The organism is Bradyrhizobium sp. UFLA05-125 (assembly GCF_059803515.1).
Genome location: NZ_JBANBJ010000016.1, coordinates 51807 through 75074 on the forward strand (window position 1 = coordinate 51807; position 23268 = coordinate 75074).

The 23268-nt window shown below is 59.9% G+C and carries 20 protein-coding genes; 11 read left to right on the top strand and 9 right to left on the bottom strand.

Features of this window, described 5'->3' with window-relative positions; genetic code table 11:
• From SO156_RS16955 to SO156_RS16970, 4 genes are all read left to right on the top strand, one after another.
• On the top strand, nt 1–1515 hold the full coding sequence (locus tag SO156_RS16955; RefSeq protein WP_498535586.1) for an amidase: 1515 nt from the start codon (nt 1–3) through the stop codon (nt 1513–1515).
• Nucleotides 1516–1530: 15 nt separating this feature from the next.
• Nucleotides 1531–2352 (top strand): sulfite exporter TauE/SafE family protein, encoded by an 822-nt coding sequence (locus SO156_RS16960; RefSeq protein ID WP_458150901.1) that lies wholly within the window; start codon nt 1531–1533, stop codon nt 2350–2352.
• Nucleotides 2353–2717: 365 nt separating this feature from the next.
• A complete protein-coding gene (locus SO156_RS16965; protein WP_498535587.1) occupies nt 2718–3152 on the top strand; it encodes a GFA family protein in 435 nt (144 codons plus the stop codon).
• 325 nt (nt 3153–3477) lie between these two features.
• Nucleotides 3478–4488, top strand: coding sequence for a methyltransferase (locus tag SO156_RS16970; protein WP_458150899.1), 1011 nt, complete (start codon nt 3478–3480; stop codon nt 4486–4488).
• A 748-nt stretch (nt 4489–5236) separates the two neighbouring features.
• Here SO156_RS16970 and SO156_RS16975 read toward each other — a convergent pair.
• Complete coding sequence (locus tag SO156_RS16975) at nt 5237–6136, bottom strand: LysR family transcriptional regulator (protein WP_498535588.1); 900 nt, start codon at nt 6134–6136, stop codon at nt 5237–5239.
• A gap of 158 nt (nt 6137–6294) precedes the next feature.
• Between SO156_RS16975 and SO156_RS16980 the strand changes: the two genes are divergently transcribed.
• From SO156_RS16980 to SO156_RS16990, 3 genes are read left to right on the top strand one after another with little or no spacing between them, the layout of a single operon-like run.
• Nucleotides 6295–7584 (top strand): flavin-containing monooxygenase, encoded by a 1290-nt coding sequence (locus tag SO156_RS16980; RefSeq protein ID WP_498535589.1) that lies wholly within the window; start codon nt 6295–6297, stop codon nt 7582–7584.
• A 33-nt stretch (nt 7585–7617) separates the two neighbouring features.
• On the top strand, nt 7618–7767 hold the full coding sequence (locus tag SO156_RS16985) for a hypothetical protein (RefSeq protein WP_498535590.1): 150 nt from the start codon (nt 7618–7620) through the stop codon (nt 7765–7767).
• A gap of 22 nt (nt 7768–7789) precedes the next feature.
• A complete protein-coding gene (locus SO156_RS16990; protein ID WP_498535591.1) occupies nt 7790–8593 on the top strand; it encodes a hypothetical protein in 804 nt (267 codons plus the stop codon).
• Between the two features lie 1237 nt (nt 8594–9830).
• On the opposite strand, the gene SO156_RS16995 is transcribed toward SO156_RS16990, so the two are convergent.
• The 4 genes from SO156_RS16995 to SO156_RS17010 all read right to left on the bottom strand — a co-directional run bounded on the left by SO156_RS16995 (nt 9831) and on the right by SO156_RS17010 (nt 12611).
• Complete coding sequence (locus SO156_RS16995; protein WP_458150894.1) at nt 9831–10037, bottom strand: hypothetical protein; 207 nt, start codon at nt 10035–10037, stop codon at nt 9831–9833.
• Between the two features lie 850 nt (nt 10038–10887).
• The gene (locus SO156_RS17000) at nt 10888–11220 is read right to left on the bottom strand and encodes a hypothetical protein (RefSeq protein ID WP_498535592.1); all 333 of its coding nucleotides are present in this window, start codon (nt 11218–11220) and stop codon (nt 10888–10890) included.
• Nucleotides 11221–11331: 111 nt separating this feature from the next.
• On the bottom strand, nt 11332–11664 hold the full coding sequence (locus SO156_RS17005; RefSeq protein ID WP_498535593.1) for a hypothetical protein: 333 nt from the start codon (nt 11662–11664) through the stop codon (nt 11332–11334).
• Nucleotides 11661–12611: a DMT family transporter gene (locus SO156_RS17010; protein WP_498535594.1), complete on the bottom strand. Its 951-nt coding sequence runs from the start codon at nt 12609–12611 to the stop codon at nt 11661–11663. The genes SO156_RS17005 and SO156_RS17010 overlap by 4 nt, the downstream gene beginning before the upstream one ends.
• An 84-nt stretch (nt 12612–12695) precedes the next feature.
• Here SO156_RS17010 and SO156_RS17015 point away from each other — a divergent pair, with 84 nt between their 5' ends.
• Nucleotides 12696–13229: an Lrp/AsnC family transcriptional regulator gene (locus SO156_RS17015; RefSeq protein WP_458150890.1), complete on the top strand. Its 534-nt coding sequence runs from the start codon at nt 12696–12698 to the stop codon at nt 13227–13229.
• A 196-nt stretch (nt 13230–13425) separates the two neighbouring features.
• Here SO156_RS17015 and SO156_RS17020 read toward each other — a convergent pair whose 3' ends face one another.
• The 3 genes from SO156_RS17020 to SO156_RS17030 form a co-directional block, all read right to left on the bottom strand.
• Complete coding sequence (locus SO156_RS17020; protein WP_498535595.1) at nt 13426–14736, bottom strand: extracellular catalytic domain type 1 short-chain-length polyhydroxyalkanoate depolymerase; 1311 nt, start codon at nt 14734–14736, stop codon at nt 13426–13428.
• 295 nt (nt 14737–15031) lie between these two features.
• Entirely contained in the window at nt 15032–17431 is a 2400-nt protein-coding gene (locus tag SO156_RS17025; RefSeq protein WP_498535596.1) for a metallophosphoesterase, read from the bottom strand.
• Between the two features lie 626 nt (nt 17432–18057).
• Nucleotides 18058–19050, bottom strand: coding sequence for a ketopantoate reductase family protein (locus tag SO156_RS17030; RefSeq protein ID WP_458151144.1), 993 nt, complete (start codon nt 19048–19050; stop codon nt 18058–18060).
• A 680-nt stretch (nt 19051–19730) separates the two neighbouring features.
• Between SO156_RS17030 and SO156_RS17035 the strand changes: the two genes are divergently transcribed.
• Nucleotides 19731–20540: a substrate-binding domain-containing protein gene (locus tag SO156_RS17035; RefSeq protein ID WP_458151145.1), complete on the top strand. Its 810-nt coding sequence runs from the start codon at nt 19731–19733 to the stop codon at nt 20538–20540.
• 1034 nt (nt 20541–21574) lie between these two features.
• Here SO156_RS17035 and SO156_RS17040 read toward each other — a convergent pair.
• A complete protein-coding gene (locus SO156_RS17040; RefSeq protein WP_498535597.1) occupies nt 21575–21790 on the bottom strand; it encodes a DUF3606 domain-containing protein in 216 nt (71 codons plus the stop codon).
• Nucleotides 21791–21858: 68 nt separating this feature from the next.
• Between SO156_RS17040 and SO156_RS17045 the strand changes: the two genes are divergently transcribed.
• Nucleotides 21859–22209, top strand: coding sequence for a hypothetical protein (locus SO156_RS17045; protein WP_498535598.1), 351 nt, complete (start codon nt 21859–21861; stop codon nt 22207–22209).
• A 126-nt stretch (nt 22210–22335) separates the two neighbouring features.
• On the top strand, nt 22336–22794 hold the full coding sequence (locus SO156_RS17050; RefSeq protein ID WP_498535599.1) for an ATP-dependent DNA ligase: 459 nt from the start codon (nt 22336–22338) through the stop codon (nt 22792–22794).
• The last annotated feature ends 474 nt before the right edge of the window (nt 22795–23268 follow it).

Here is a 23268-nt window from a genome sequence, read left to right on the forward strand (position 1 = left end):
ATGTTCCACGATCACCACAACGTCCGTTCGACCGCGGCGGTGAACCCCGAATTCGTCGGCGCCACTCTTGCGCCGAACCCGAGCGCCGACATTCTCGATCTCGGCGCCTGTGCGCTGTCGGATTTGATTGCAGCGCGCGAAATCTCCTGCGTGGAGGTTGCGACAATCTATCTCGATCACATCGAGCGGACGAACCCCTTCTACAACGCGATCGTGTCACTGCGCGGCCGTCCGGAACTTCTGGCCGAAGCATGCGAGAAGGACACGCTGTCGGCGCGCCGCCAGCGCCAGGGTTGGCTGCATGGCATTCCGCAGGCGATCAAGGATCTGGCGCCGACCAAGGGATTGCGCACGACGCTCGGCTCGCCGCTGCACAAGGATTCGATTCCGACACGCGACGCCGTGTTCGTGCAGCGGATGAAGCAGTCCGGAGCAATTCTTCTCGGCAAGACGAACACGGCCGAGTTCGGGCTGGGATCGCAGACCTATAATCCGGTTTTCGGCACCACACTGAATGCGTATGACCGCAAGCGCACCTCAGGGGGCAGCAGCGGCGGCGCAGCGGTTGCGCTTGCTACGCGTATGCTACCGGTCGCCGATGGCAGCGACAGCGCCGGCTCGATCCGCAATCCGGCCGCCTACAACAACCAGTTTTCGCTGCGGCCGACACCGGGGCGGATGCCGCCCGAAGGACGCGATCCGCATCTGCCCTCGCTCGCCACCGTCGGAGCGATGGCGCGCTCGGTCGAAGACCTCGCCATGTTGTTTGCCGTGCAAACGAACGAAACGGCGTGGTCGCAACCGGCCGAAGGGCAGACCTCGACCTGCTTCCGCGAACGGCTGACTGGGGACATGCGCGGCACTCGTATCGGCTGGCTCGGCGATCTCGGTGGCCATCTGCCCTTCGAGACGGGCGTGATCGATCTCTGCGAGAAGGCATTGAGCGCATTTGCGAACATCGGCTGCGAAGTCGAGCCAGTTCGCATCGACTATCCGCTCGAGCAATTGTGGGAGGACTGGATCACCCTGCGTGCCTGGTTGACCGGCGGCCCGCTAGCCGGCCGCTACGCCGATTCGGCCAAGCGCGCGCTGATGAAGCAAGAGGCGTGCTGGGAGGTCGAGCGGGCCATGCGCCTGTCGGCGATCGATGTGCTGGAAGCCTCGGGACGGCGTGCCGATTGGTGCCGGGCGTTGGAGCGGCTGTTCAAAACCTGCGACTTCCTAGCGCTGCCGACGGCACAATGCTTCCCGTTCGACGCAGGCGTGAACTGGCCAAACGAGATCGGCGGACGCCACATGGACACCTACCATCGCTGGATGGAGGTGACGATCTACGCAACGCTGGCCGGCTGCCCGGTCGTCAACGTGCCGGCTGGATTTTCGGCACAAGGCCTGCCGATGGGGCTGCAAATCATGGCACCCGGCAATCGCGATTTCGCCTGTCTCCAACTCGCGCATGCCTATCAGCAAGCGACATCGTGGGGTTCGGTTCTTCCCTCCAAAGTATTTTCATGACCGAGGAGATTGCAGATGGGTGCGCTTGCGCTTAGTCAAACCGCATGGCTCGCAGCCGCGCTCGCGGCAGCGGGCGCTTGCACGGGAATACTGGCGGGACTGTTTGGCGTCGGCGGCGGCACCGTTATCGTTCCCGTCCTCTACGAGGTCTTCAAGCTTTATGGCGTGCCCGACGATGTTCTGATGCCCTTATGCGTGGGGACCTCGCTCGCGGTCATCGTACCGACGTCAATCTCCTCTTTCATCGGCCACTACCGCAAGGGCGCAGTGGACATCAGCGTGCTGAAGGCGTGGGCGCTCCCAATTGCGGTCGGCGTCCTCGGCGGCATTTTTGCCGCGTCGGTGGCAAAGCCCATGCTGTTCAAGGCTGTCTTCATCATTGTCTGCCTGTTACTGGCCGTCAGGCTGCTCGCTGGCAAGGACAAATGGCGGCTCGGTAACGGTTTGCCTGGTACGGGTAGGATGAGCTGCTATGGCGTTCTGATCGGCACCTCCGCTTCGCTGATGGGCATCGGCGGCGGGTTGGTCGCCAACGTCGCGCTTAGCCTCCACCGCTTTCCCATCCATGCGGCGATCGCAACCGCTTCGGGCGTGGGACTGTTCGTCTCGATCCCCGGCGCGCTCGGTTATGTCATAGCTGGCTGGAATCATCCGGATTTGCCGCCGCTTTCGCTCGGCTATGTCTCGATGATCGGCTTTGCGTTGTTGACGCCGCTCAGCCTGATCACGGTGCACTATGGCGTCAACCTCGCCCATCACATGCAGAAGCGCCAGATGGAGATCGCGCTGTCCGCCTATCTGATCTTCATCAGCCTCCGCTTTGCAGCTTCGCTATAAAAATGACTTGGCGCGGCAGCTTCCGTCGCGCCAAGAAAAGCACGTCGAGCCCTACGGGGCAGTCAACCGTCCAACTAATGTCCGCGTTGGGTCAATCGCGTCGGTGCTCGTTAAGGCCGCACGGCCGTCAGTGTCCGCTTCGCGCCGAAAGCGACCAAAATACTGCGTCGCCGCGAAATGACGCGAAGGGCCATGAGCGGAAGTGCCTTGGGCCTTCGACACCCTATCACCTAAACGCCAGTCTCGCCCAGTTTGCCAAACCTGTTCAGTTACGTTTGAAACTCATCTCCCGTGAGCTGCAATTGAACCGTAGTTTGGCGGCCGCAGATTGGCGCCAACGCGAACCTCTCTCTGGGAGATTAGCTATGACAAGGATCGCACACTGCAGCTGCGGGTCGCTGCGCACGGAGGTGACCGGCGAGCCGGCGCTTCTGGGAGTGTGTCATTGCGCGGAGTGCCAACGCCGTACTGGCTCGGCCTTTGGCGTCGGCACCTATTTCCCGAGAGAGCAGGTGCGCGCCGAGGGGCCGAGCAAGGTCTACGTGCGCGGCAGCAACTCGGGGCGAAAGATCGAACAGCATTTCTGCCCCGAGTGCGGTTCCACGGTGTTCTGGTACTCGGAACATTTCCCGGACCTTATCGGCATTGCCCTTGGCGCATTCGCAGATCCGTCGATGCCCTGGCCCCCGGTATCCGTGTGGGAGACGACACGGCATCCCTGGGTGACTTTCGGTCATGAACTCCTTCACTTTGAACGTGAACCCGAGCTGGTGGAACGCCCTGCCGCGGCCCGCCGGTGAGCGCTCCGGCGGTGCCGGCGGAGACCCCGAGTGGCGGCTCATGATCCGTAACAATTTTCGCAAGCTAACCGAGTCTGTAACGGGTCACAAGCGGCGGTCGAGGCGGCCTTGCGACAGGTCTACCCTCACAGCAGACCTGTGCCATCTCTTGCGCCTCTTCGCATTCGGGCCAGGAGCCGACCTGAAGACCATCAATCTGCGCCGATAGCATCTAGCGAGCCGGATGTTACGACCGCAATTGTTTGGCCGTTATTGAAATGACGCCGTCACGAGACTTCGCAACTATCCTGCCGTTCCAAGTGACAACCAATTCGAGGGTCAGGTCATGAGCACAGCAACACCGGAACATATCATGCAGGTCGGCATGGGCTTTTGGGCATCCAAGACGCTCTTGAGCGCCGTCGAACTGGGCGTGTTCAGCACGTTGGCCAATGCCCCCGCCGACCTGCCGACGCTTCAAAAAAAGCTTGCGTTGCATCAGCGATCTGCCCGCGACTTCCTCGATGCGCTGGTGGCACTCAAGCTGCTGAAGCGCGAGAACGGTATCTACAGCAACGCCTCAGACACCGACCTGTTTCTCGATCGAGCCAAGCCATCCTATATTGGCGGTGTTCTGGAGATGGCGAATGCGCGGCTCTATGGCTTCTGGGGATCGCTCACGGAGGCCCTGCACACCGGCGAATTGCAGAACGAGAGCAAGGGCGGAGGACAGGACATCTTTGCGGCGCTTTATGCCGATCCGGAAAAGTTGAGGGGGTTTCTGAACGCGATGAGTGGAGTGAGCGCGGGTTCGGCCCAGGCCATCGCCGCCAACTTCCCTTGGAGAGACTACAAGACCTTCATGGATCTTGGTTCAGCTCAGGGCATGGTACCTGCCACTCTCGCCCATGCCCACCCCCACCTCACCGGAATCGGCTTCGACCTTCCCCCGGTCAAACCGGTCTTCGAGGAATTTATTGCTCGCCGCGGAGTGAAGGACCGAGTGCGGTTTCAGGGTGGAAGTTTCTTCGAGGACCCTTTGCCGAAAGTTGATGTCATCGTCATGGGGCACATCCTCCATGATTGGGACCTTGCCCAGAAAAAGGTGCTTCTCGGCAAGGCATTTGATGCTCTACCGAAGGGCGGCGTGATCATTGTTTACGATGCCATCATCGATGACGATCGCCGCGAAAACGCTTTCGGTCTCATGATGAGCCTGAATATGCTGATCGAGACTGCCGGTGGGTTCGACTATACAGGAGAAGACTGTCAGGCTTGGATGCGCGAGGCCGGCTTTTCAAGAACGCGGGTCGAACCGCTTGTCGGTGCGGATTCGATGGTGATCGGATTAAAGTAGCTTATCCAAGCACGGCTTGCCGTCAGATGCGTCACATGACGCAATGGCGCGAGGTCCGCTCAGGGTCATTCGCGTTTTGAGCCGGGCAGTGCTCGCTACCAATCGATGTCCGCTTCGGTCCCGATAGCGCCCGCATTTGTGCAGAAGCAGCAAATGACGCGATGGGCCAACAGGCGACATTTGAAATGAAAGAGGCCGCCAACTGAGACGGCCTTAGCGCAGTCTCGGCTTGCGGCCATTTATGGAATTTGAGCCTGACTTGCGGAAATACTTGAGCACAAACTTGCCATCTCGGTTTTGTAGAGGCCACCGCAGCCAAGACAAACCAGTGGATCGTCATGGGTGGGGAGCGCCTCGACGCGGACAACTAGGTACTCCGCATCGCAAGTGGGACAGCGGAATTTGGTCACCTCCGACATGGCGCGACCATATATCCCCGGCGACCAAAGGAACCAGCACCATTCTTGATTATTCTTTATGCAGTTTCGGCCAGAGGATAGGAGTGCGCCAGCTGCAAACAGGCTGCGCAAATAGCAACCGCCTTGCTTGCTGATACTGCCAAGCTTGTCCTTGCCCCCGCTCGAGCCAGGCCGATTGTCGAAATTGACTGCATAGGCTGCTCCTCCGAATCGTGGGAGCCTCAAACGGCGCCCACTCCTTGGCACTCTCGTGCCCCTGGAGGAGCCGTCCACAGCATCAAAAGCTGACATTCACTTAATATTTGTGGAGCTAGGCCCGGAGGCAAATTTCAAGCGTGATCCCATGGCGGCTCGCCGCCGAAGCGATCGACCAGAAAATCCACAAAGCTCCGCACCTTAACCGAGAGATGCCGGCCGGGCGGATAGAGCGCATGCAGTCCCTGCTCCGGCGGCGGAAAGTCAGGCAACAAGCGCACCAACCGGCCGGCGCGCAAGTCCTCACCGATAATGAATGTTGGAAGCAGGATGACACCGCCGCCGGCAATCGCAGTCGTGCGCAACACATCGGCGTTGTTCGCGAGGTAGCGGCCCGACACCGGAACAACGATTTCCTTACCGTTCGGAGCGAGCAGACGCCATTCGCCGCGGCTTTCGAAATAGGTGTACTCAAGACAATCGTGCCTTGCTAGGTCGTCGGGTGTCTTCGGCGCGCCACGCCGCACGAGATAGTCGGGCGCGGCGCAAACCGCGAGCCGGACCGGCGCGATGCGTCGCGCAATCAGACTGGAGTCGCGCAGCCGTCCGATGCGCACGCCCACATCGAACTCGCCCTCGAGCAGATCGACCACGCGGTCGTTCACCAGCATCTCCACGGAAATGTCGGGAAAGCGTTGAAGGAAGTCAGTAATGGCCGGCGCCAAATGAAGCAAACCGAACGAGACGGGCGCGTTGATACGCAGCCTGCCTCGCGGCGCCATATGCAACGCGCCGGCTGCATTCCTAGCTTCCTCAACCGCCTCAAGGATTCGCGCGGCGCGCTCATAAAACGCCGTCCCGACCTCGGTCAGACTGAGGCGCCGTGTCGTGCGGTTGAGCAACCGCGCGCCAAGCCAGTCCTCCAGCTCTTGGATCTGCTTGGTGACCAAGGCCTGTGACACCTGCATGTCCCGCGCCGCCGCGGAAAAACTGCCGGCCCCGACCACCTTTGTGAAAGCCGCCATGCTCGCCATCCGATCCATGCGTGCCTCCGGCGATTTATCATGCTCCGTAAACAATCATATGCCGAATGCCGATCTAGTGGCAGCGCCCTGCCGACAACACCTCCGCGTCCATGACAAGCGATCGATGAGCGGCCGCATCGCCGCTCCCGAAGACGAGGAGATGATCGATGACCAAACGAGTGAATACCCTTGTCGTGGGTGGCGGACAGGCCGGACTTTCGGTCAGCCACGATCTGACCAGGCATGCCATCGAACATGCCGTGCTGGAGCAGGCCGACCGGCCGGGCGATGCCTGGCGCAGCCATCGGTGGGATTCCTTCACGCTGAATACGCCGCGCTGGCAGTCGCGGGTTCCCGGTGTACGCTATGGCGAAGACGATCCACACGGTTTCATGCCGAAGCAGGAGGTTGTGGCGCATCTCGAACAGCTGGCAAGCCGCCTGCCGGTGCGAACCGGCGCGCGAGTCACGGGCATCCTGCGCGACAAGCGAGCTGACTATGACGTCACGATTCATGGCGGCGAGACGATCAAGGCACGCAACGTCGTCGTGGCGACGGGGCTCTATCAGAAGCCGAAGATTCCCCAACACGCTCATAAGCTTCCAACCGAGATCAACCAACTTCACTCCGACACATATCGCAATCCGCAACAACTTCTGCCCGGCGCCGTGCTGGTCGTCGGCAGCGCGCAGTCCGGCGCGCAAATCGCTGAAGAACTCTATGAGTCTGGGCGAAAGGTCTATCTCGCGACCGGCCGCGCTGGGCGAACGCCGCGGCGCTACCGCGGCAAGGATGCGAACTGGTGGTTCGCCAGGATGGGCCAGTACGACCGCAATGTGAGTGACTTGCCGTCACCGAAGGCGAAGTTTGCAGGCAAGCCGCATATCTCCGGTACCAGAGGCGGCCATACCATCAACCTGCATCAGTTCGCGCGCGACGGCGTCACCTTGCTCGGCCGCCTTGCACGAATCGAAGGCGGCATTGTGAAGCTCGCCAGCGACCTGCATGACAATCTTGCTGCGGCGGACCGGGCTGAAGCCGAGTTCGCCAAGGCGGTGGATGCCTATGTAGCCGCGAACAGTATGGCAGTCCCGGAAGAGTCGCTGCCAGTTCTGTGCGACGGATTCGATCAGAAAATCCTGACCGAGCTCGATTTGAGCGCGGCTCGCATCACCAATGTGATCTGGGCGACCGGCTATTTATTCGACTTCTCGATGATTAGGCTTCCGGTCACGGACAGCGATGGCTTTCCGATCCAGACACGCGGGGTCACTGCGTTTCCCGGATTGTTCTTTGTCGGCTTGCCATGGCTACACACGGCGAAGTCCGGCCTGATCTACGGTCTCAGTGAGGACGCGCGCTACGTCGCCGACCGCATCGCGGAGCGCCGCGATGCTATTGACGACGGCGTCCCAACCGAGATCGTGCCGCAAAACGCTTCGCACGCGCCCAAGTAATCACGTGCGACCAAGACGTGGGCGGACCGCGTCATGACCTTGATTTATTCGTCCGCGCTCTCACTGACGCTCGATAGCTTTGCGGGCCATGCCGCCCGGATCCATCCGGCAACGCCAGACAACCAGTCACATCAGTCTGAGTCCGCGATCGCGCCTATTGATGCGACGCCGCGGCAGCGATGACGGCGCAACAATGGAGACCAACATGCACAGAACTTTCAAGTTACTCGCACCGACTGTGATCATCGGCCTTTCTCTAACGGTGGGACAGGCGGCCGAGGCGCCGCTGCCGCCGCGTTTGACCTTTGTCGCGACCCCCGCCAGCCAGCTGCATCTGGGAATGACAGCGGATGATGTGATCCGCGTCATAGGCAAGTCCGCGAGGGAGACGGATTTCGCCATTGGCACGGCCCAGATTCGCAAGTTCGAACTTGTGGACGCTATTCGCGGCCAGGTCATTCTCAGGGACGGAAAAGTGACGCGCGTCACGCTCGACGTATTTCGGATGGATAAGGACGCTCTCTCTTCTTCGCTCCGTAAGGCCTGGCCGGGATTGGCAGATAGCGCGGTGCGACGCGTTCTTGGAGAACCGACTGACGTGCTTCATCACACCTTCTTCGGCATCGACGTCGACCAGTGGGTGTTCGCGCGCGCCGGCGAAGCCGACGTCAGCGTGTTCTTGAGGGATGGCCGCGTCGTTGCCAGGATGGTCGGACGGGATGTTCCGCAAGACCTCTTCCGCGTCGACTTGCCGTCACAGACCGGGTCCGTGAGCGAGGGCCCGCTGCTTTCGCCACGCGTGGGTATGATGGCAAGCGAAATCGCCAAGCTTTGCGGTCCGGTCAAATTCCGCGTCGAGTACGTCGTCAATGGCCAAGGCGCCTCGCGCGTCGTTTTCGAGTCGCGCGGCAAGGAAACATTTGTCGGCGTCATCTTTGTCGACGACATCGCAATAGAGCTCGAGAATCTCGGGCGGTTGCCTGACGATCCGATCTTCCAAGGCCAATGATGCAGGCGACAACGGAAGGAACTAAATCATGTCTAAACGAGGCTTACCGAGGCTCTTGCGGCCCGATGTCCGCTTCGGGTCATTCGCGACTGAGCCGGGAGTGCTCGCTACCAATCGATGTCCGTTTCGGTCCCGATAGCGAGCGCTTTTGAGCAGACGCAGCAAATGACGCGAGGGGCCACAAGCGGCTGTGAGCAGTCGCAGGCGAGGCAGTCCTCAGCTCGTTGACGAATGCGTTGTGGAGCTTTGGGACGGCCCTGTTCGAATAGTTAGGTTTGAACCGGAAGAGCCGGAAGAGTAAGGCCGAGAGCCATGCGATCCCAAAAGATCACCCTCGGCGAAATGCGCGACATGGGCGTCCGAACATGGCGGTTGCGGCTCGTCGGTCCCGCCGGCCAGTGCAATACGGCGTCAGGTTCGTTGCATCGAAAAGGGCGCGAAGAGAAGGACGGGAACGGGACTACTTCATGTCGATGCGCACCCACCCCCAATTGGCGTACACCTCCACGCCAATTTTCGGACCGCGAAGCACCAGCACGACGCCGTTCTCATTTCGCAATCTCACCCAGCCAGCTCCAGCCCCGAGGGCAGCGCCAACGCCCAATCCAGTGTAGCTCCCCGCGAGATCGCTTGGAGTGCGAAGGTTGAAGGCACGACCTCCAAATTCGCTCGCCGAAACGCCGAGTGTGGTACCAACGGTCGCGCCAGACGCTTCAAAGGGATACTGTTTACTGTGAAATGTCAGAACGCCTCGGCCAACTCCAGCAGCGGTGATGAGCCCTCCTTTGCCGAAGATTACCCGCAGCGTACCGGTATCTGCTTGCGACGGAGCAGCGGCTGCGCTCCAAAGGACTAGGGTCACTATGGTGCAAAGGAACGAGGTACGAACGTAGGTCGTCATGCGGCATCCGCCCAACGCCAGCGCATTCGAAATCCCATTTCATGCCTATCAACCTTTACCATCTTTGATTTGGATCAATGCTCGTTCCTGTCGCTCTGATTCTGATTCGTCCTTTCTTCTCGGCCGTTGCCTGAGGCGAGCGTTGCGGGCCGCAAACGTGATCGTCCACCAATGAGAAACGGGGAGCCGGTCGCGCGCCCTGGACCTTAGCTACCGCCTGCGGCAAGCGCGGCGCCGACGTTCGCCCAAATTTCAACTGGAATGTCGAAGGATCGATCGGCGGCGGCATCGACAGCACTAGCATGATGGGTTGGGCGCTGATCAAGGTTAGACGCCTCAGCTCTTTTTCTTCTCCTCCAGAGGTGGGGCCTTTGGCGTTATGTCCATTGGCGCGGGGCGTAATAAGGAGAGCGCGACCTTACGTATGTCGAAGGCATTCATGAGCAGTGTCGCCGCGACCAGCAGCGCAGCGCTGAAGATCGCAATGCCAAGACAGATACGCGCTGGGACTGAATACGAGTCGAAATGGGGTCGTTCGATCATGCCCCTGCCCTCTTGGCAAAACTCAAATGAACGCATGCGCGAAGAGATAGGACGAAGTGTCCCAAATTGCGAATTCGTGTTGCGTCCAGGCCGTGGACTGAGGAACCTATTGAACCGACTAGGCTCTTCCGGGCGGCCTGCCGCATGGGCCTTGAGGAGCTGGTGGTCTCGATGCATCCGATCGACCGTATCAAGCCGGCCGATCGAAGCATTGGGTGAAGGTCAAGAACCAGCAACACCCGGCGATGTATCGGGTGACGGATGCGCTGGCCGTAAGCTACGGTCGGCAACCGATGTCCAGCGACGGGTGGTTTCTGCTTGCGCTAACAGGCGAAATCCGCGCCAACGGAAGGGATCAATGAAAATGGCAACGTTCATCCCGCCGCCATTCGGGCTTGGATTGCGTGGTCGTGGATGTCGGAGAGTTGCATACGCTCCAGATAGGAAGTGGTCGCGTGGAAACAAGCCGGTTCGAGTAGTGCATTCGCCCCGGACCTGATCCGGGATAGATGCCGCGCCGCCATTGCCACGGGTCACTCTCGGTCGGATTGCGTGCGCGCGAGCCGATGCTCGCGACCTGGACATCGCCGTAGTAGATCAGCCAGTTTTCCTGTCGGGCGCTGCGATCGCAGCGGCGGGTCAGATGAGGCACAGCCCTGTTCAAGCGCGGGGCGCTGCCGGTTGTCAGATTGTCAATGGATTGGGGATTGGTTCGCCGCCGGACCACTGGGCGTCATGAGTGTGGATAGGTCTGCTTTAGCAGACGACAGCTGACATCACAACGGCTTAAGCGCTGTATCGGCTTAGGGCCAGAAGGCAATCTTGCAAACGATGGATTATCCAACTTGTTTCATGCCGCCTTTAGTACCTGACCGCGCCGGATCAAGCGGAGCGCGCCGGTCTGGATCAACAGTGTGCCGGCGATGGCTGCAAGGAACGCGGGCAGGATGCCGGCGGTCGTCAGCAGAAGACCGAGGACGAAGAAGAACGTAGCGAACCCGTAGAGAGCCAGCACCATGCCCCGCAGCACCTGGGTAGCCATTGTGGCCCCACTGATGCGGTGCGCGAAGATCGCCAGGACGGTGCCGAACACCGGAAAGCTCGCCAGCACGCCGGCCGTTTTCGCCCCCACGAAGGCGGCGGCCGCAGTCAAAGTGAGGACGATGGTCGTTGCGATCAGCATGCGCGCAGGCAAATCCCACCAAGGCGTGGGGACGGTGTTGCGGATTGCCGAGCGATGCGGAATGAGGCGCGCCGCTGCGGTGAGCGTGACCAGGGCGACCGAAAAAAATCCCTAGTGTGCCAGCGGCAATAGCTGGAGCTGTAGCCCGACAACCGCATAGGCTGCGGCTCCGCACACCAAGGCGGCTACCCAACCTCGCCGGGCAAGCAGGGCGTAGCCAAGACTGAAGCACGCCTGCGCCGCCGTGCCGACCAGCGAACCGTTGGTGGCAGTCGCGGCGAAGTCCGTGCCGTACTGAACGGCGAGAAAGGCCGCGACCGGTCCGGACGTCAGCGGTAGACCGACAAGCCAGCCTCCGATGGCGTCGCCCCAACGACGTCCGGCCAAGGACGCGGTCAGGATGAGCAGGGGCGTCAGGATCAGCTTGAAGATGATGAGGCTCATTCGTGCGGCACTGCTTCCTCGGCCTTGCGCCGGGTGGCCACCGCCAGAGCGAGACCGACCAGGATCAGTACGACACCGGCGCCGAACAGCAGCCCAAGCGCGTCTCCGAACATCGCTGCTGCGGCGGCGATGCCGAATACCGGCTGGAGATATTGCACGCTCGCCGCCACGGGGGTGGAAACCGTTTTCAATATGTAGAGCCACAGAAACAGGCCCGCGACACTGACGGCCACTCCGAGGTAGACGGCCGCACCAACGACCCCAGCCGTGAGGTGGACGTCGGTATGAGACATCTCCCAGGCACACCATGGCAGGAGCGCGAGAAAGCCGAAGAGCGTGCTCCAAGCCGCGATCGTGGCGGTGTCGTATTCGCGCGTGAGTTCGACGCTCCAGACGTAGTAAAAGGCGATCGCGACCGCCGAGAGCAGCATCCAGAAGGCGCCCACCAAATCCGATGAGACCACCGAGCCGGTCGCCTGATCGCGTCCGAGCGCGATCAGACCGATCCCGGCGAACGCGGCCAAGAGACCAAGCTGCTGGCGACTAGTGACCCGCTGTCCCAAACGAAGCGCTGCGAACACTACGACGAAGATAGGAATCGTCGCCGAGATGATCGTGCCGACAGAGGCAGTCGTGCCCTGGATGCCGAAAGCCTGGGCGACCTGGCCTACGCCGATTCCCAAGACGCCGAGAGCGGCCGCGCGAGGCAGCGCCCTCAAGGCGAGCGCGGGCTTGCCTATCGTGCACAGGAACAGCAACACGACCGCGACGGCGAACCGCATGGCGGTCAGCGTCAACGGGGGAGCCGACTGGAGCCCGTACTTGGTGACCGGGATCGAGAGGCCCCACATCACCGCGAGCAGGAGCATCCAGCCGATCCCGCGCAAGGAAAGGCCGCTCGACGAGAGCGGCGCGGATCGTTCGAGCCGAAGTGCCTGCGAATTCATGCGGGCCAAACTAGCCGAGAGTCCGCTATTTAAGATTTCTTTTTTGGGGTGATTTTGGGGCCCCAAATGCCTACAAATGACCGCATGAAGAAATCCAAAGCGGCAAAAACGCCAAGTTACTTTCGAAAAGAAAAGACCCTCGCGAGCGAAACTTTCGCGCTGGACGAAATCGACAAGCGAATCCTGCGGACTTTGCAGCAGGATGCACTGATCGCAAACCAAGTCTTGGCGGACCAAGTCGGCTTGTCGCCTCCGGCCTGCTTAAAGCGCGTTCGCCGCTTGAGGAGCGCGGGCGTCATCGCGCGCACGATATCCCTCCTGTCGGCCGAGGCGCTTGGCTATCCATTGCTGACCGTCGTACGCTTGAAGCTCGACGGGCCGACTGAGGCAATGATGCACACATTCGAGGCGCGCATGATGGCGTCTCCCCGCGTGATGCAGTGCATGCTGATCGCGGGCGACACCGATTACATCCTGCTGGTCCGTAGCCGCGACGTTGCGCACTACCAGGAGTTTGCGCGGCGGATGTTGAAAGTCGCCCCCGGCGTCCGCGCCTACACCAGCGAGATTGTTCTGGCTGTGACTAAGTCCACGACAGAGCTTCCTGTTGATTCCTGATCGATCAGGGTTACTGAGTCCGCTTCGGGGTCATTTTCGACCGACGCTGCCAGTTTCGCGTGCCGTTCGATGTCTGCTTGTCCCCGCAAGCGACCTAATTACTGCGCGGCAGTGAAATGGCGCGATGGGGGCCACTAGGCGACATCGCTGGCCGCTCGCTCCACTATACAGTTGTCAGGGCGAGCGTTGGGCGGAATTAACCCTGCACCAGCCCGGCGGCCTTCAAGGCCGCCGCGATGATCGGGCCGGGTGCAACGCGCGGTGGCGTGCCGGGCGGCGCTGTGGGAACCTCCGGAACAGGGAGACCTGCGGCCTTGAAGGCCGCCGCGATCACGGCGTTGGGGTCGAGCGGGTATCGCGTCCGCCGCTCTTCACCCTCGGCAAACGAGGCTTCGGCCGAACCGTGCGCGCCCTCGGCGGCCGCTCCAGCGATGACTAAAGCACGGCGATCAGTTGGAGTCACAATAGTTGCTAACACCAGCGCCGCGACGCGCGGCATTTCAAGCAGAGATTCGTGCAGGCAAAAGAAGCGTGCGATGTGATGTGTGGAGGAGATTCCCACATCGAGAAAAAATGCGCCGGCAGAGCCGCAACTCTCTTTCGTCGTCGTCGCGAGCGGTACGCCATGCGCCATGCCGCTGATGGAAAACGCCTCGATCAATGCCTCACCGTTTGCGTCGCTCCATACGCGGTGCGGGTAGCCCTCGATGATTTCATGACGTGAGGGACTCTCCGAAAGCCCTTGCACGTTGGCCCATTGCCGAATGATGTCTTCACCATTGGAGGGTCTTACGATCGGATCGTTGGTGCCATGCCAGACTGAGATTTTCGGCCACGGCCCGCGATGTCTGGATGCGGTCCGAACGCGATCGCCAAGCGCCCGCGCAGCATGTCCCTGCTCCGTGAACATGGCCTCAAATGCTTGTTGAACGTTGCTGGCGCACCCATGGGGCAGTCCGGCAATGATGGCGCCGCCGGCAAAAACCTCCGGGTATGTTGCGAGCATAACCGAAGCCATGGCGCCGCCGGCCGAGAGGCCGGTCACAAAAACTCTGCGGCGATCGGCGGCAAATGTCGCGATGGCGTGCTCGACCATCTCCCTGATCGAAAGCGCCTCGCCATGGCCGCGTGCGGTATCGCCCGGCAAAAACCACGAGAAGCAACTTTTCGGATTGTTGATGGCCTGCTGCTGCGGATAGACGACCGCGAAGCCGAGGCTGTCGGCGAGCGACGACCAGCCTGTACCGTTGTCATACTCGGCGGCGGTCTGGGTGCAGCCATGGAGCGCGATCACCAATGGCGCCTTAGGTGGCAGGTCTTTGGGCGCGTAGGCGAACATACGAAGGTTGCCTGGATTTGCACCAAACCCGGTGAGTTCGCGCAGCCGGGTCGGGCGTTCGGGCGCACCGGCAGCGCGCGCCGCCTTCTTTCGGGCAGCTGAAAGAAGGCTTTCGAATTCGCTTCGGAACGCCTGAAGAGAGCAAAGAACCTCGCGGACATCGCGCATCGGCCGCACCCCTATATTGCATCGCAAATATTGTTGTGCAATGCAACATGGTAGGGCTAGTGATTGGAGTCAAGAACCGAGCAGGTAATTTGGGAAGTCGGCTCCGGGTCATTCGCGATTGAGCCGGGCAGTGCTCGCTACCAATCGATGTCCGCTTCGGTCCCGATAGCGCCCGCATTTGTACAAAAGCAGCAAATGGCGCGATGGCCATAAGCGGACGTGCACTTGCATTAGGTAGTCAGGTTGAGAGTTGTCGTTGATCTTCCGCTACCCTTCACAATTAGAAGCAAATTTCCTATTTGGGCCTGCTTTCGAAGGGTACTGTGAACGCAACGAAATCATCTTGAATTGCCTCTGGTGGTGGGAGCGCGCCACCAACCTGCAGATCGCGCCAACGCAGCGGACCGTCTGCACCATAGAGGTTGAGAACGATACGTCCTTTCGATCGCTCGACCCGGACCTCCATGAAACTCTGAAAGAACGGGGCGCGGTTGAAGTCGAAGAGCCCGGACAAAGTCTCGACTCTGACCGGCCATCCCTTGAGCCACTTGATCCATTGCCAGAACGGCTGCTTCCATAGCGGCGTTTCTCCATCTAGCTTGGCCCGGAGTCGATCGGTTCGAGGATAAAACGCCCAATCGGCAACGGGCGGCCGATCAGGGAAATCGAGTGCGGTGCCGATGCTAAGGTAAGCCCCGCCACCTCCATTTACGAAATGATGCATTACGCGGCTGGGGTCGTCGCCGATCCTCTCTCGGTAGTACTCAAAATCGTGCGTATCGCCGGCCATGGCTATCCCTACCTTATGCTTGGCAAGGAGCCGATAAAGCGCGGCGAGTCTTTCTGCTGATTCAGCAACACTATGGCCTTCTGCTATTCGCGGAAGATCGTGTCCACCGGCGATGCGCGGATGGCCCACAATGGCCATGATAAACTTTCCCTGGCCTCGCTCGAGCGCTCGTTCGAGCCAAGCCCATTGACGCTCGTCCACCGAGCGCAAGATTCCGGTGTCGATGGCCAACAGAGCAAATCCATCGGTCTGCAATTCAAAAAACGGAGCTCGCTGAGCGCCAACCTTCAGGTGATAGAGATCCCTCAAGCGCGCGGCCTCTGCAATCAACCGATCAATCCTGTTCGGGTTTGTAGTGGTCAGCCCGAGGTCGGCATGGACGCGCGCCTCCAGTGCCGCGCGCGCTGCCTTCGGTTCAAGGAAGTTAGCGTTGAATCCCTCAAGGGCATCAAACCAGTCATGATTGCCAGGGATTGCGTAGATCGGTTTACTGAAACCGTGAAACGGCAGATAGAAGTTCGCTTCATAGTCGTGCATGGATCCCGCCGGGTAGATTACGTCGGAAGACACGACCAAGAATTTTACATCATCATTCGATCCAAGCCTGAGATAATTGGATACCAGCGAGTATTGCGAAGGGTCGCCCTCGCCCGGATCCCCGATAACAAAGAAGCTGAAATCCCCGGCACCATCTACCCCGCCCGGTTGGATGCGAAACAATTCGTCGCCACCTCCGTAGCCGGTTTTCACCGCATCAACCATGCTGGCGCGCCAGGGATCGACGCGAACTTCAGTTAGCTTCTGGTAGACGGCGCTCGCCCAGCTTTCTGAGTTGAAGTACCAGCTGAAACCCCACACTGGATTGAACGCCACGAAGAAGGCCGTCAATGGCAATCCGAGATAAAGAACGAGAACGAGGGCCGACAACAGCGACGTTCGTGCTTTACGCAATCGCAACGTAAAGCTGAAGCGTTGCGAGAGCCAATTGGTCAGGAACCATTGGGCGATCGGGTTCAGTGGCCTCGCATTGGAATTTGTCCCCAAGCTGATTGACCAGGCCAGCCGTTCCAATGGTCTCGTGAGTCGCCTCAACAGCAGCCGGAACGGAAGCACCACCACCGCCGCAACTCCCACGGTCATAAGGATGTCGCCTATCGTGGCGACAACCGGGGAGATGATGCCAAGCACGGTGTCTGACGTTGGCATACGACCTGCGTGGATGGCGAAGAAGACGCCGATCAGGGTCAACATCCAGAGCAGGGTGGTCGAGCGCACCGCCGGTGCCGTATTGTCGATTTCTTGCTGGAGACGCGCGAAGGTTTCATCTGCAGGAAGCCCGAGCGCGGCGTCGGGGTGCATCTTCGGATCGCTGGAGGCGGCAGCGACAGACGCCGTCTCGAATGGTGCCATCACCAATCGCCAACCCGTAGCAAGAATGAAGATAGCAACGATGATGCCTATTGCACGTTCAGTCCCAACGACACGGCTTAGGTACCACAGCAAAGCGGCACTCCCGAAGTCGATCAACCCGTTCAAGATGGTCGGCGCCCACCCCAGAGAAGCACCGCGACCAACCGGTAGGATCTTGGCAATACCGTCGAACACCAGGATGGCAATCAGGAGAATTAACAGGCCGTCAAGGACGAGCGCGGAACTGAGTAGCAGCAGATTCCCGGCCACCAACGCCAGCGCACTGGGTATGTACGCGCTCATGTCGGTTCTCCGCGGCGACATGAATGCCGAGTAAGCTTCGATCACACTCAGCGCTATCACGGGAATGCCTAGCAAAACGAGTGACCATTGCCCGACCGCTATCGGTGCAGTCAGAGCGAACAACCCAATGGCTATCAGCGCGATGCCCGCCGCACGCAATATCAAAGGTCGCGAACCCAGCCGCACAGCCATCTCCTCCCGTTACCCATCGATGGACTAGGTCCTGCCGCGTCGAGTACAGCCGATATGTGCACGGTCGCTAGGTCTGCCACGAGTCAAAATCCGAAGAACTCGCCTTGAGTACAATTGGGTTTGCTTCGCTCCCCAAAGGCGGATTATTCACCTCTGTCGAGGTGCAGCCTACGCTGTCGGCGATATTGTTTCGCACGTGGTTGCTGGCGGTGCTGGGGACCGCGATCATTGAAGCAATTAAGAACAGAGCGGCTGCCTGAGTTTCAGCACAGCAACCTGTAGCAGATGACGCCAGAAAACAACACAGCAGAGAGCCAATTCGGTCACCGCATCTGCACAGGCCACCAACGACCTAATATCCGTTCAAGGTCATTCGCGACTGAGCCGGGCAGTGCTCGCTACCAATCGATGTCCGCTTCGGCCCCGATAGCGACCGCTATTGAGCACGCAGCAAATGACGCGAAGGGCCATCTGCGGACTCATGCAGTGCAGCAAAAAACGCTGCTCAAACGCATCGAGGCGATCTGTACGAATGCCTGCCGGTCCCGCGCATTGGCATGCCCTTCCCATGCCTCGCAGAACGCGCTTGCCGCTGAACCGACGGAATTCGGTGCCGCGCTAATAGTCTAACTATCGTTCTGAACGATCACCGCTGGACTGGTCTGGTGATCTCGCGCAGTGGCTGCACGCCAGTCGATATGCCGTACGAGCCCCAGGATTGTTCGGGTAACAGGGGTTGCTATGCCACGCTCGTCTGCATGGCGGACCACCGTGCCGCATATCGCCTCGATCTCGGTGGGTCTACCTGCAATGACATCTTGAAGCATGGAAGGCTTATGATGGATGTGGTGTGCGAGCGCATCGGCTAACATCTCTTCCACATGCTGCTGCTCAACGGCAAAGCCGCAGGCGATCGCCGTACTACAAACCTCCGAGACAATCTGAAAAGCCAACGCCCGCGTTTCCGTGTGCGCGCCGATTTGACCCACCCCTGATCCGGTGATTGCGCAAAGGCCGTTCAAAGCGGCGTTGAACGCGACCTTCTCCCAGATCGCCGTTTCGGCATGTGGATCGATTGCCGCATTGAGCCCGCTCCGCGCGAAGAGAGCGGGAAGGAGGTCCAGCGTCGACGACGCAGGTTCGCCTGCCGCCGCAAGCCGAGCAACGCCGCGACCGTGAGATTCGACGCTGCCCGGCCCCCTAATATCGGCGGGGTAAGTTGTGATGCCGATCAGCACATTTCGAGGATCGGCGAACTCGGTGAGAACAAGCTTGTTATCGAGCCCGTTTTGCAGGCTCAAGAGCGCCGTGTTTGGGCCGATCGAGCTACGTATGGCGGTTAGTGCCTGCTTCGTGTGCATCGCCTTCGTGAAGACGATGACAAGGTCGTAGATGGCATTCACCTCGGAGGGAAACAGCACCGGGACGTGAATGCGGCGCTCGCCTGCATCTGTCTTGAGGTTGAGGCCGTTCTTGCGAATCGATTCGACATGAGGGACATCGAGGTCGATTAGGGTGACATCTGCTCCGGCCTCGAAGAGACTGCCCCCGAATAAGGATCCCATTGCACCGGCTCCGAGAACGGCGACACCGAATGATTGGTTGCTCTGGTCGGACATCGTTCCTCTTTCCCGGTATTGTCCAGTTCTAGCTGGATTGGCTCGTTTGTGGCGCAGAACAGCACGCTTCACCTGTCCCGCGGTCCGTCGTCCGATCTCATCGGTCCTTAATGGATAATGGTTGCCCAGAGTGCCCGCCGGAGCCTCAGTAAATGACGGCATATCTCTCACACACGGTACATTTACTGTACTGAGCTTGAACGCTACCGAGCGCCTAGGTGATTTCCTCTGGGGCCTAGCTGTTGGCTTCTTCGCCAAACATTGCCTTCGCCCGACTTCTTGCCAGCGATCCGTAACCAGAATGTCGCAGTTGGGTCATTCGCGACTGAGCCGGGCAGTGCTCGCTACCAATCGATGTCCGCTTCGGTCCCAATAGCGCCCGCATTTGTGCAGAAGCTGCAAATGACGCGAGGGGCCAGACTAGGACATCGCGACTCAGCCCACACAAGCTGACATATGGCCGGTTCTGACGTAGGCGACGGAAATTCGCTAGGTGCAAATCGAAGTTGCCACGGCCGTGCCGACATTAACCATATGGGGGATCGCGCATTAAGGACCCCGATGGTTAGTGCGCCCTTAACGTTTTTGCACAAAAGGTAGACCCCAGCGCGGAGATCAATACGCAAGACGAATGACGGCGGACATTCATCCTCTAGGAGGATTGATTGAGGGCGCTTCTCATGATCGCGCTCGCGGCGACCTTGGTCGGCTGCAGCCGTCAACCACGACAGCAGGCGGGTACAGTACCGTGCACTGACGAACGCCAGTTCGCCTGTTTTCCCAGAACGGCGGCTCATCAGCCGATCGAATTCGCGTCATTCAAGTCCGATGCGCCGACAGAAACCAAGCTCAAGAGCGAAAAGCCGCCGCCTCTTCGGGGCCGTGACAGGGCTTCCCGTTTCATCACCAAGAAAACAAAACCTGCAAGCATCAGAGCAAAAACTGAGCCTACGGCAACTCGCATCCCGCTCCCGCCTCCCTCATTGAGGACGCGACTCGAGCCGAAAAGCAAAGCCGCTGCGGATTTGGGCACGATAGGGCAATCCACTGTGGTTCTCTCTCCGAATTCTAAAAGCAGAACCCTACAGGAGCAGGTGGCGGCTGCGACCGAGGTCGCGGAGCGAATGACGGTTGCGGATTCGGCAGCTGCACATGACGATGGCGAACCCGCGGACCTTTTGGTTGCCGTTGTAATGGCTCGTCCGGAGATCAAGTCGGTAACCGATCTTGCGGGTAAAAATGTTGCGATGGATGAAAGGTATTCTGCATCCAGCGTTGATGTTTGGGTCGGGTTTGTTGTGGCAGGAAGGGTCTCAATCAAAGTGAGTGCAGGACACACCGCGGCGATCGATCGGCTTAGCAATGGCGAGGTGACGGCTGCTGTGCTGGCCCTCGTGTCTGCGGACGCAGCGGACGGGTTTCCTGAAATCGCTGGCTTCAAGATTTATCGCGTCCCGCTTTGGCCATATACTTTGAAGGCTCGGCCCTAACCGATGAGCGAAACGATCTTCAAAATCTGAGCCTCCGTTGCGATAACGCCCAAAATCCCAAAATCCGAGCTAGGGGCTTGTGACAGTTTTCATCGCACGAACTGGCGACTCGCCATGAGGCATCAGGAGGTGAGGAGCCGCCGCTCTATTGCGTCGTCTGTCCAAGATCTCCGGATAGTTGCACGCTGAATCGCTCAATCCGAAGAGAAAGGAACGGCATTTGGGCCGGCGCAAACCGAAGAGGGATCAATGACCCTCTTCGTCGGCATCAACACCAAGCGGCGGCGGCACCATTGCGCGCTCGTGGATTGACTCAACAACACTCAATGTTGATTGCCGGTGTTAGGTCGGCAATAGACCTCAGACATGGAGGTATGTGATACAGTGCGAACTCGCTCGGTTGACGCGACACAAACCGAGGAGGCCCTGAAATGAAGATGATTCTAGTGGCGACCTTGTTGGTGGGCGCGCCGATTGGCTTTGCATATGCCCAAGGCATGGGAGGAGGCTCCGACAGCATCGATCCGGGAGCCGGGGCCGGTGGCCCACCTAGGGTCAAAATTATCACGCAACAGAGGCTTTCGATCCAGCAGAGCCCTCCAAGTTCTGTTCCGAATAGCTGGTGGAGTAACGACGCCGCGCGGCGTCAGGCGCCTCAGAGTTGGTGGAATAGTAACGGTTACCAGCCGCCTAGGAGCGCGTGGGACGACCGGTAGGCCACTGGCGGCAGCGGGAGGGGCGGAGAGCGGCACGCACGTGCGCCTACTGAGATCGGCTGATTAGGGAGTTTAGTAACAAATCGGAGGCTCATGGCGCATGCTCGCCATCAATTGGTCGATTAGGCCGGTTGCGCAGCGCTTCCAAGGCAAGGCGAGCGTGGTGCGCTGCCTTGAGATCGCCGGTCTTTTCGATGTCCTCTAGTGCCCACACCAAGTACTGCATAGCGGAGACAGCGTAAGGATTCGCGCGAGTAGTCATTGCGGCATCCTGCCATGTTCGCCGAAGCATGCGTGAAATGCGTGAGTGATAGTGACTTAAGCCCAATCAGCCCGGGTACTAACGCTTTCCTCTGGCGAGACTGCCTCGACTTTCTTCCGGCTAACACCAACCTTTCTGACGGCCTTCTTCACTGCTGCACCGGATCTGCCGGTCTTCTTGGCCTCATAACGAACCTCGTAGCCTTGGCCGCCGGCCACCCTCGCGCGATCTTGCTTGCGGCCCCGACTTGTTTGTTTCCTCGCCTTTGCCATGATGGCTCTCCTTTCGACCTAGCCCAACGCCTGGGCGAAATCAGCGGTTCCGCGTCACGGAGTTGCGTATGCGTACCTTGCCCTCGATCATTCCGGCCGATCGGCTCGATCGTGACATGTACCTGGTGCTGGAGGATTTCAGCAGCGGCCCGGCCTGGCGCGAGACCGACGAGGACAAAACTGATTACCGGACCCTGATCAGCGACTTCCTCACTGGTCAGTACGACCATCCCCTACGCGTGGTGGCTTTCAATCCGCTGGAGGGCTGGTCGCGCGATGCCTCCGAGGACGTGGCGCAAGAACTGGAACAGAGGGTCGTTGAAGGCCACGCGGTTACGGAGCCCGTGCGGGAGTTCATCGAGCGCTTCACTGGCCGGCCAATTGGCGTGCAACTGTTGTTGCCGCTGCAAGAGTTCTGAGACTCGCTTTTGGGCTGGCGATGCATAGATGCTCGCCATGAAGCACATTGAGTTCTACGTACTCGTGACCAAGAAGTCCCGGCCGGACCTGACTGGCTCCACGAGATCAAATACGACGGCTATCGCGTGCGCTTAGAGCGTGATGGCGACCGGGTGCGGCTGCTTTCGAAGGGCGGCGATGACTGGGCCAATCGGTATCCATGGATCGTCGAGACGGCGAGGAAGATCCGGCAGTCTCGGTTTATCCTGGACGGCGAAGCCGTCATGCTGGGTGTAGACGGGATCTCGGATTTCAACGCCCTGCATTCTCGCAAGGTTGACCATGAGGTTCAACTCTACGCCTTCGACATCCTGACGCTAGGCGGCGACGATATTCGGCGGCTGCCCCTGTTTATACGGAAGCAAAACTTGGCGCGCAGCTCCTGCGCGGGCGGCCGGAGGGCATCTTCGTGGCGCCGTTCGAGCACGGTGAGATCGGGCCGGAACTGTTCAAGGCTGCCTACCGCATGGGGCTCGAGGGTTTGGTCTCTAAGCACCGCGAGCGCGCCTACAAGGTCGGCCGGTGCGATCACTGGATCAAGGTGAAGAGCCGGAGCCACCCTTCTATAGCGTGCGAAAGGAGGCCTTCGCGTGAATCGCATCCGCATCATTCGTCACGAGGCAGTGGCCGATTGCGGAGGTTTTGAAGTGCGCTTTCCGGATGGACGCTCATCTCGATTTTTCTATTGGGGCGACAACGCCACACGCGCCCCGAAAATGGTCGGTAGCCGCACCCGAGGCACACGCTAAAGCCCTCGCGCGAACCGAGCAGGATAGGCTGGACGGGCTGAAGGCGAAACGCTAGTTCAACCCCTAGGCGGCAAATCCGAGTTAGACCGATTGCCCAATCGCCGCGCGGGGCGGCCCTAGGGCATGTTGGCCAAGATCAGCCACGGTTGGCCGAGCAAGTTGGTCTCAGCTCCCCCTGAGCCCCCACGGCGACGTAGACGGCTGCGGCCTTTCACTAGGCCCGAGCGTCGAGGCCTCGCCACGGCCTGAGGGTAAGAGGAGCCTCATTTG

Coding starts and splice junctions, on each gene's coding strand:
- SO156_RS16970 (WP_458150899.1), top strand. CDS start 3,478: ATGAGCACAGCAACACCGGAACATATCATGCAGGTCGGCATGGGCTTT.
- SO156_RS17025 (WP_498535596.1), bottom strand. CDS start 17,431: ATGGCTGTGCGGCTGGGTTCGCGACCTTTGATATTGCGTGCGGCGGGC.
- SO156_RS17005 (WP_498535593.1), bottom strand. CDS start 11,664: ATGAGCCTCATCATCTTCAAGCTGATCCTGACGCCCCTGCTCATCCTG.
- SO156_RS17035 (WP_458151145.1), top strand. CDS start 19,731: ATGATCGCGCTCGCGGCGACCTTGGTCGGCTGCAGCCGTCAACCACGA.
- SO156_RS17030 (WP_458151144.1), bottom strand. CDS start 19,050: ATGTCCGACCAGAGCAACCAATCATTCGGTGTCGCCGTTCTCGGAGCC.
- SO156_RS16985 (WP_498535590.1), top strand. CDS start 7,618: ATGACCTTGATTTATTCGTCCGCGCTCTCACTGACGCTCGATAGCTTT.
- SO156_RS17020 (WP_498535595.1), bottom strand. CDS start 14,736: ATGCGCGATGTCCGCGAGGTTCTTTGCTCTCTTCAGGCGTTCCGAAGC.
- SO156_RS16995 (WP_458150894.1), bottom strand. CDS start 10,037: ATGATCGAACGACCCCATTTCGACTCGTATTCAGTCCCAGCGCGTATC.
- SO156_RS17040 (WP_498535597.1), bottom strand. CDS start 21,790: ATGGCAAAGGCGAGGAAACAAACAAGTCGGGGCCGCAAGCAAGATCGC.
- SO156_RS16960 (WP_458150901.1), top strand. CDS start 1,531: ATGGGTGCGCTTGCGCTTAGTCAAACCGCATGGCTCGCAGCCGCGCTC.
- SO156_RS16980 (WP_498535589.1), top strand. CDS start 6,295: ATGACCAAACGAGTGAATACCCTTGTCGTGGGTGGCGGACAGGCCGGA.
- SO156_RS16990 (WP_498535591.1), top strand. CDS start 7,790: ATGCACAGAACTTTCAAGTTACTCGCACCGACTGTGATCATCGGCCTT.
- SO156_RS17000 (WP_498535592.1), bottom strand. CDS start 11,220: ATGCTGATCGCAACGACCATCGTCCTCACTTTGACTGCGGCCGCCGCC.
- SO156_RS16955 (WP_498535586.1), top strand. CDS start 1: ATGTTCCACGATCACCACAACGTCCGTTCGACCGCGGCGGTGAACCCC.
- SO156_RS17045 (WP_498535598.1), top strand. CDS start 21,859: ATGCGTACCTTGCCCTCGATCATTCCGGCCGATCGGCTCGATCGTGAC.
- SO156_RS17010 (WP_498535594.1), bottom strand. CDS start 12,611: ATGAATTCGCAGGCACTTCGGCTCGAACGATCCGCGCCGCTCTCGTCG.
- SO156_RS16975 (WP_498535588.1), bottom strand. CDS start 6,136: ATGGCGAGCATGGCGGCTTTCACAAAGGTGGTCGGGGCCGGCAGTTTT.
- SO156_RS16965 (WP_498535587.1), top strand. CDS start 2,718: ATGACAAGGATCGCACACTGCAGCTGCGGGTCGCTGCGCACGGAGGTG.
- SO156_RS17015 (WP_458150890.1), top strand. CDS start 12,696: ATGAAGAAATCCAAAGCGGCAAAAACGCCAAGTTACTTTCGAAAAGAA.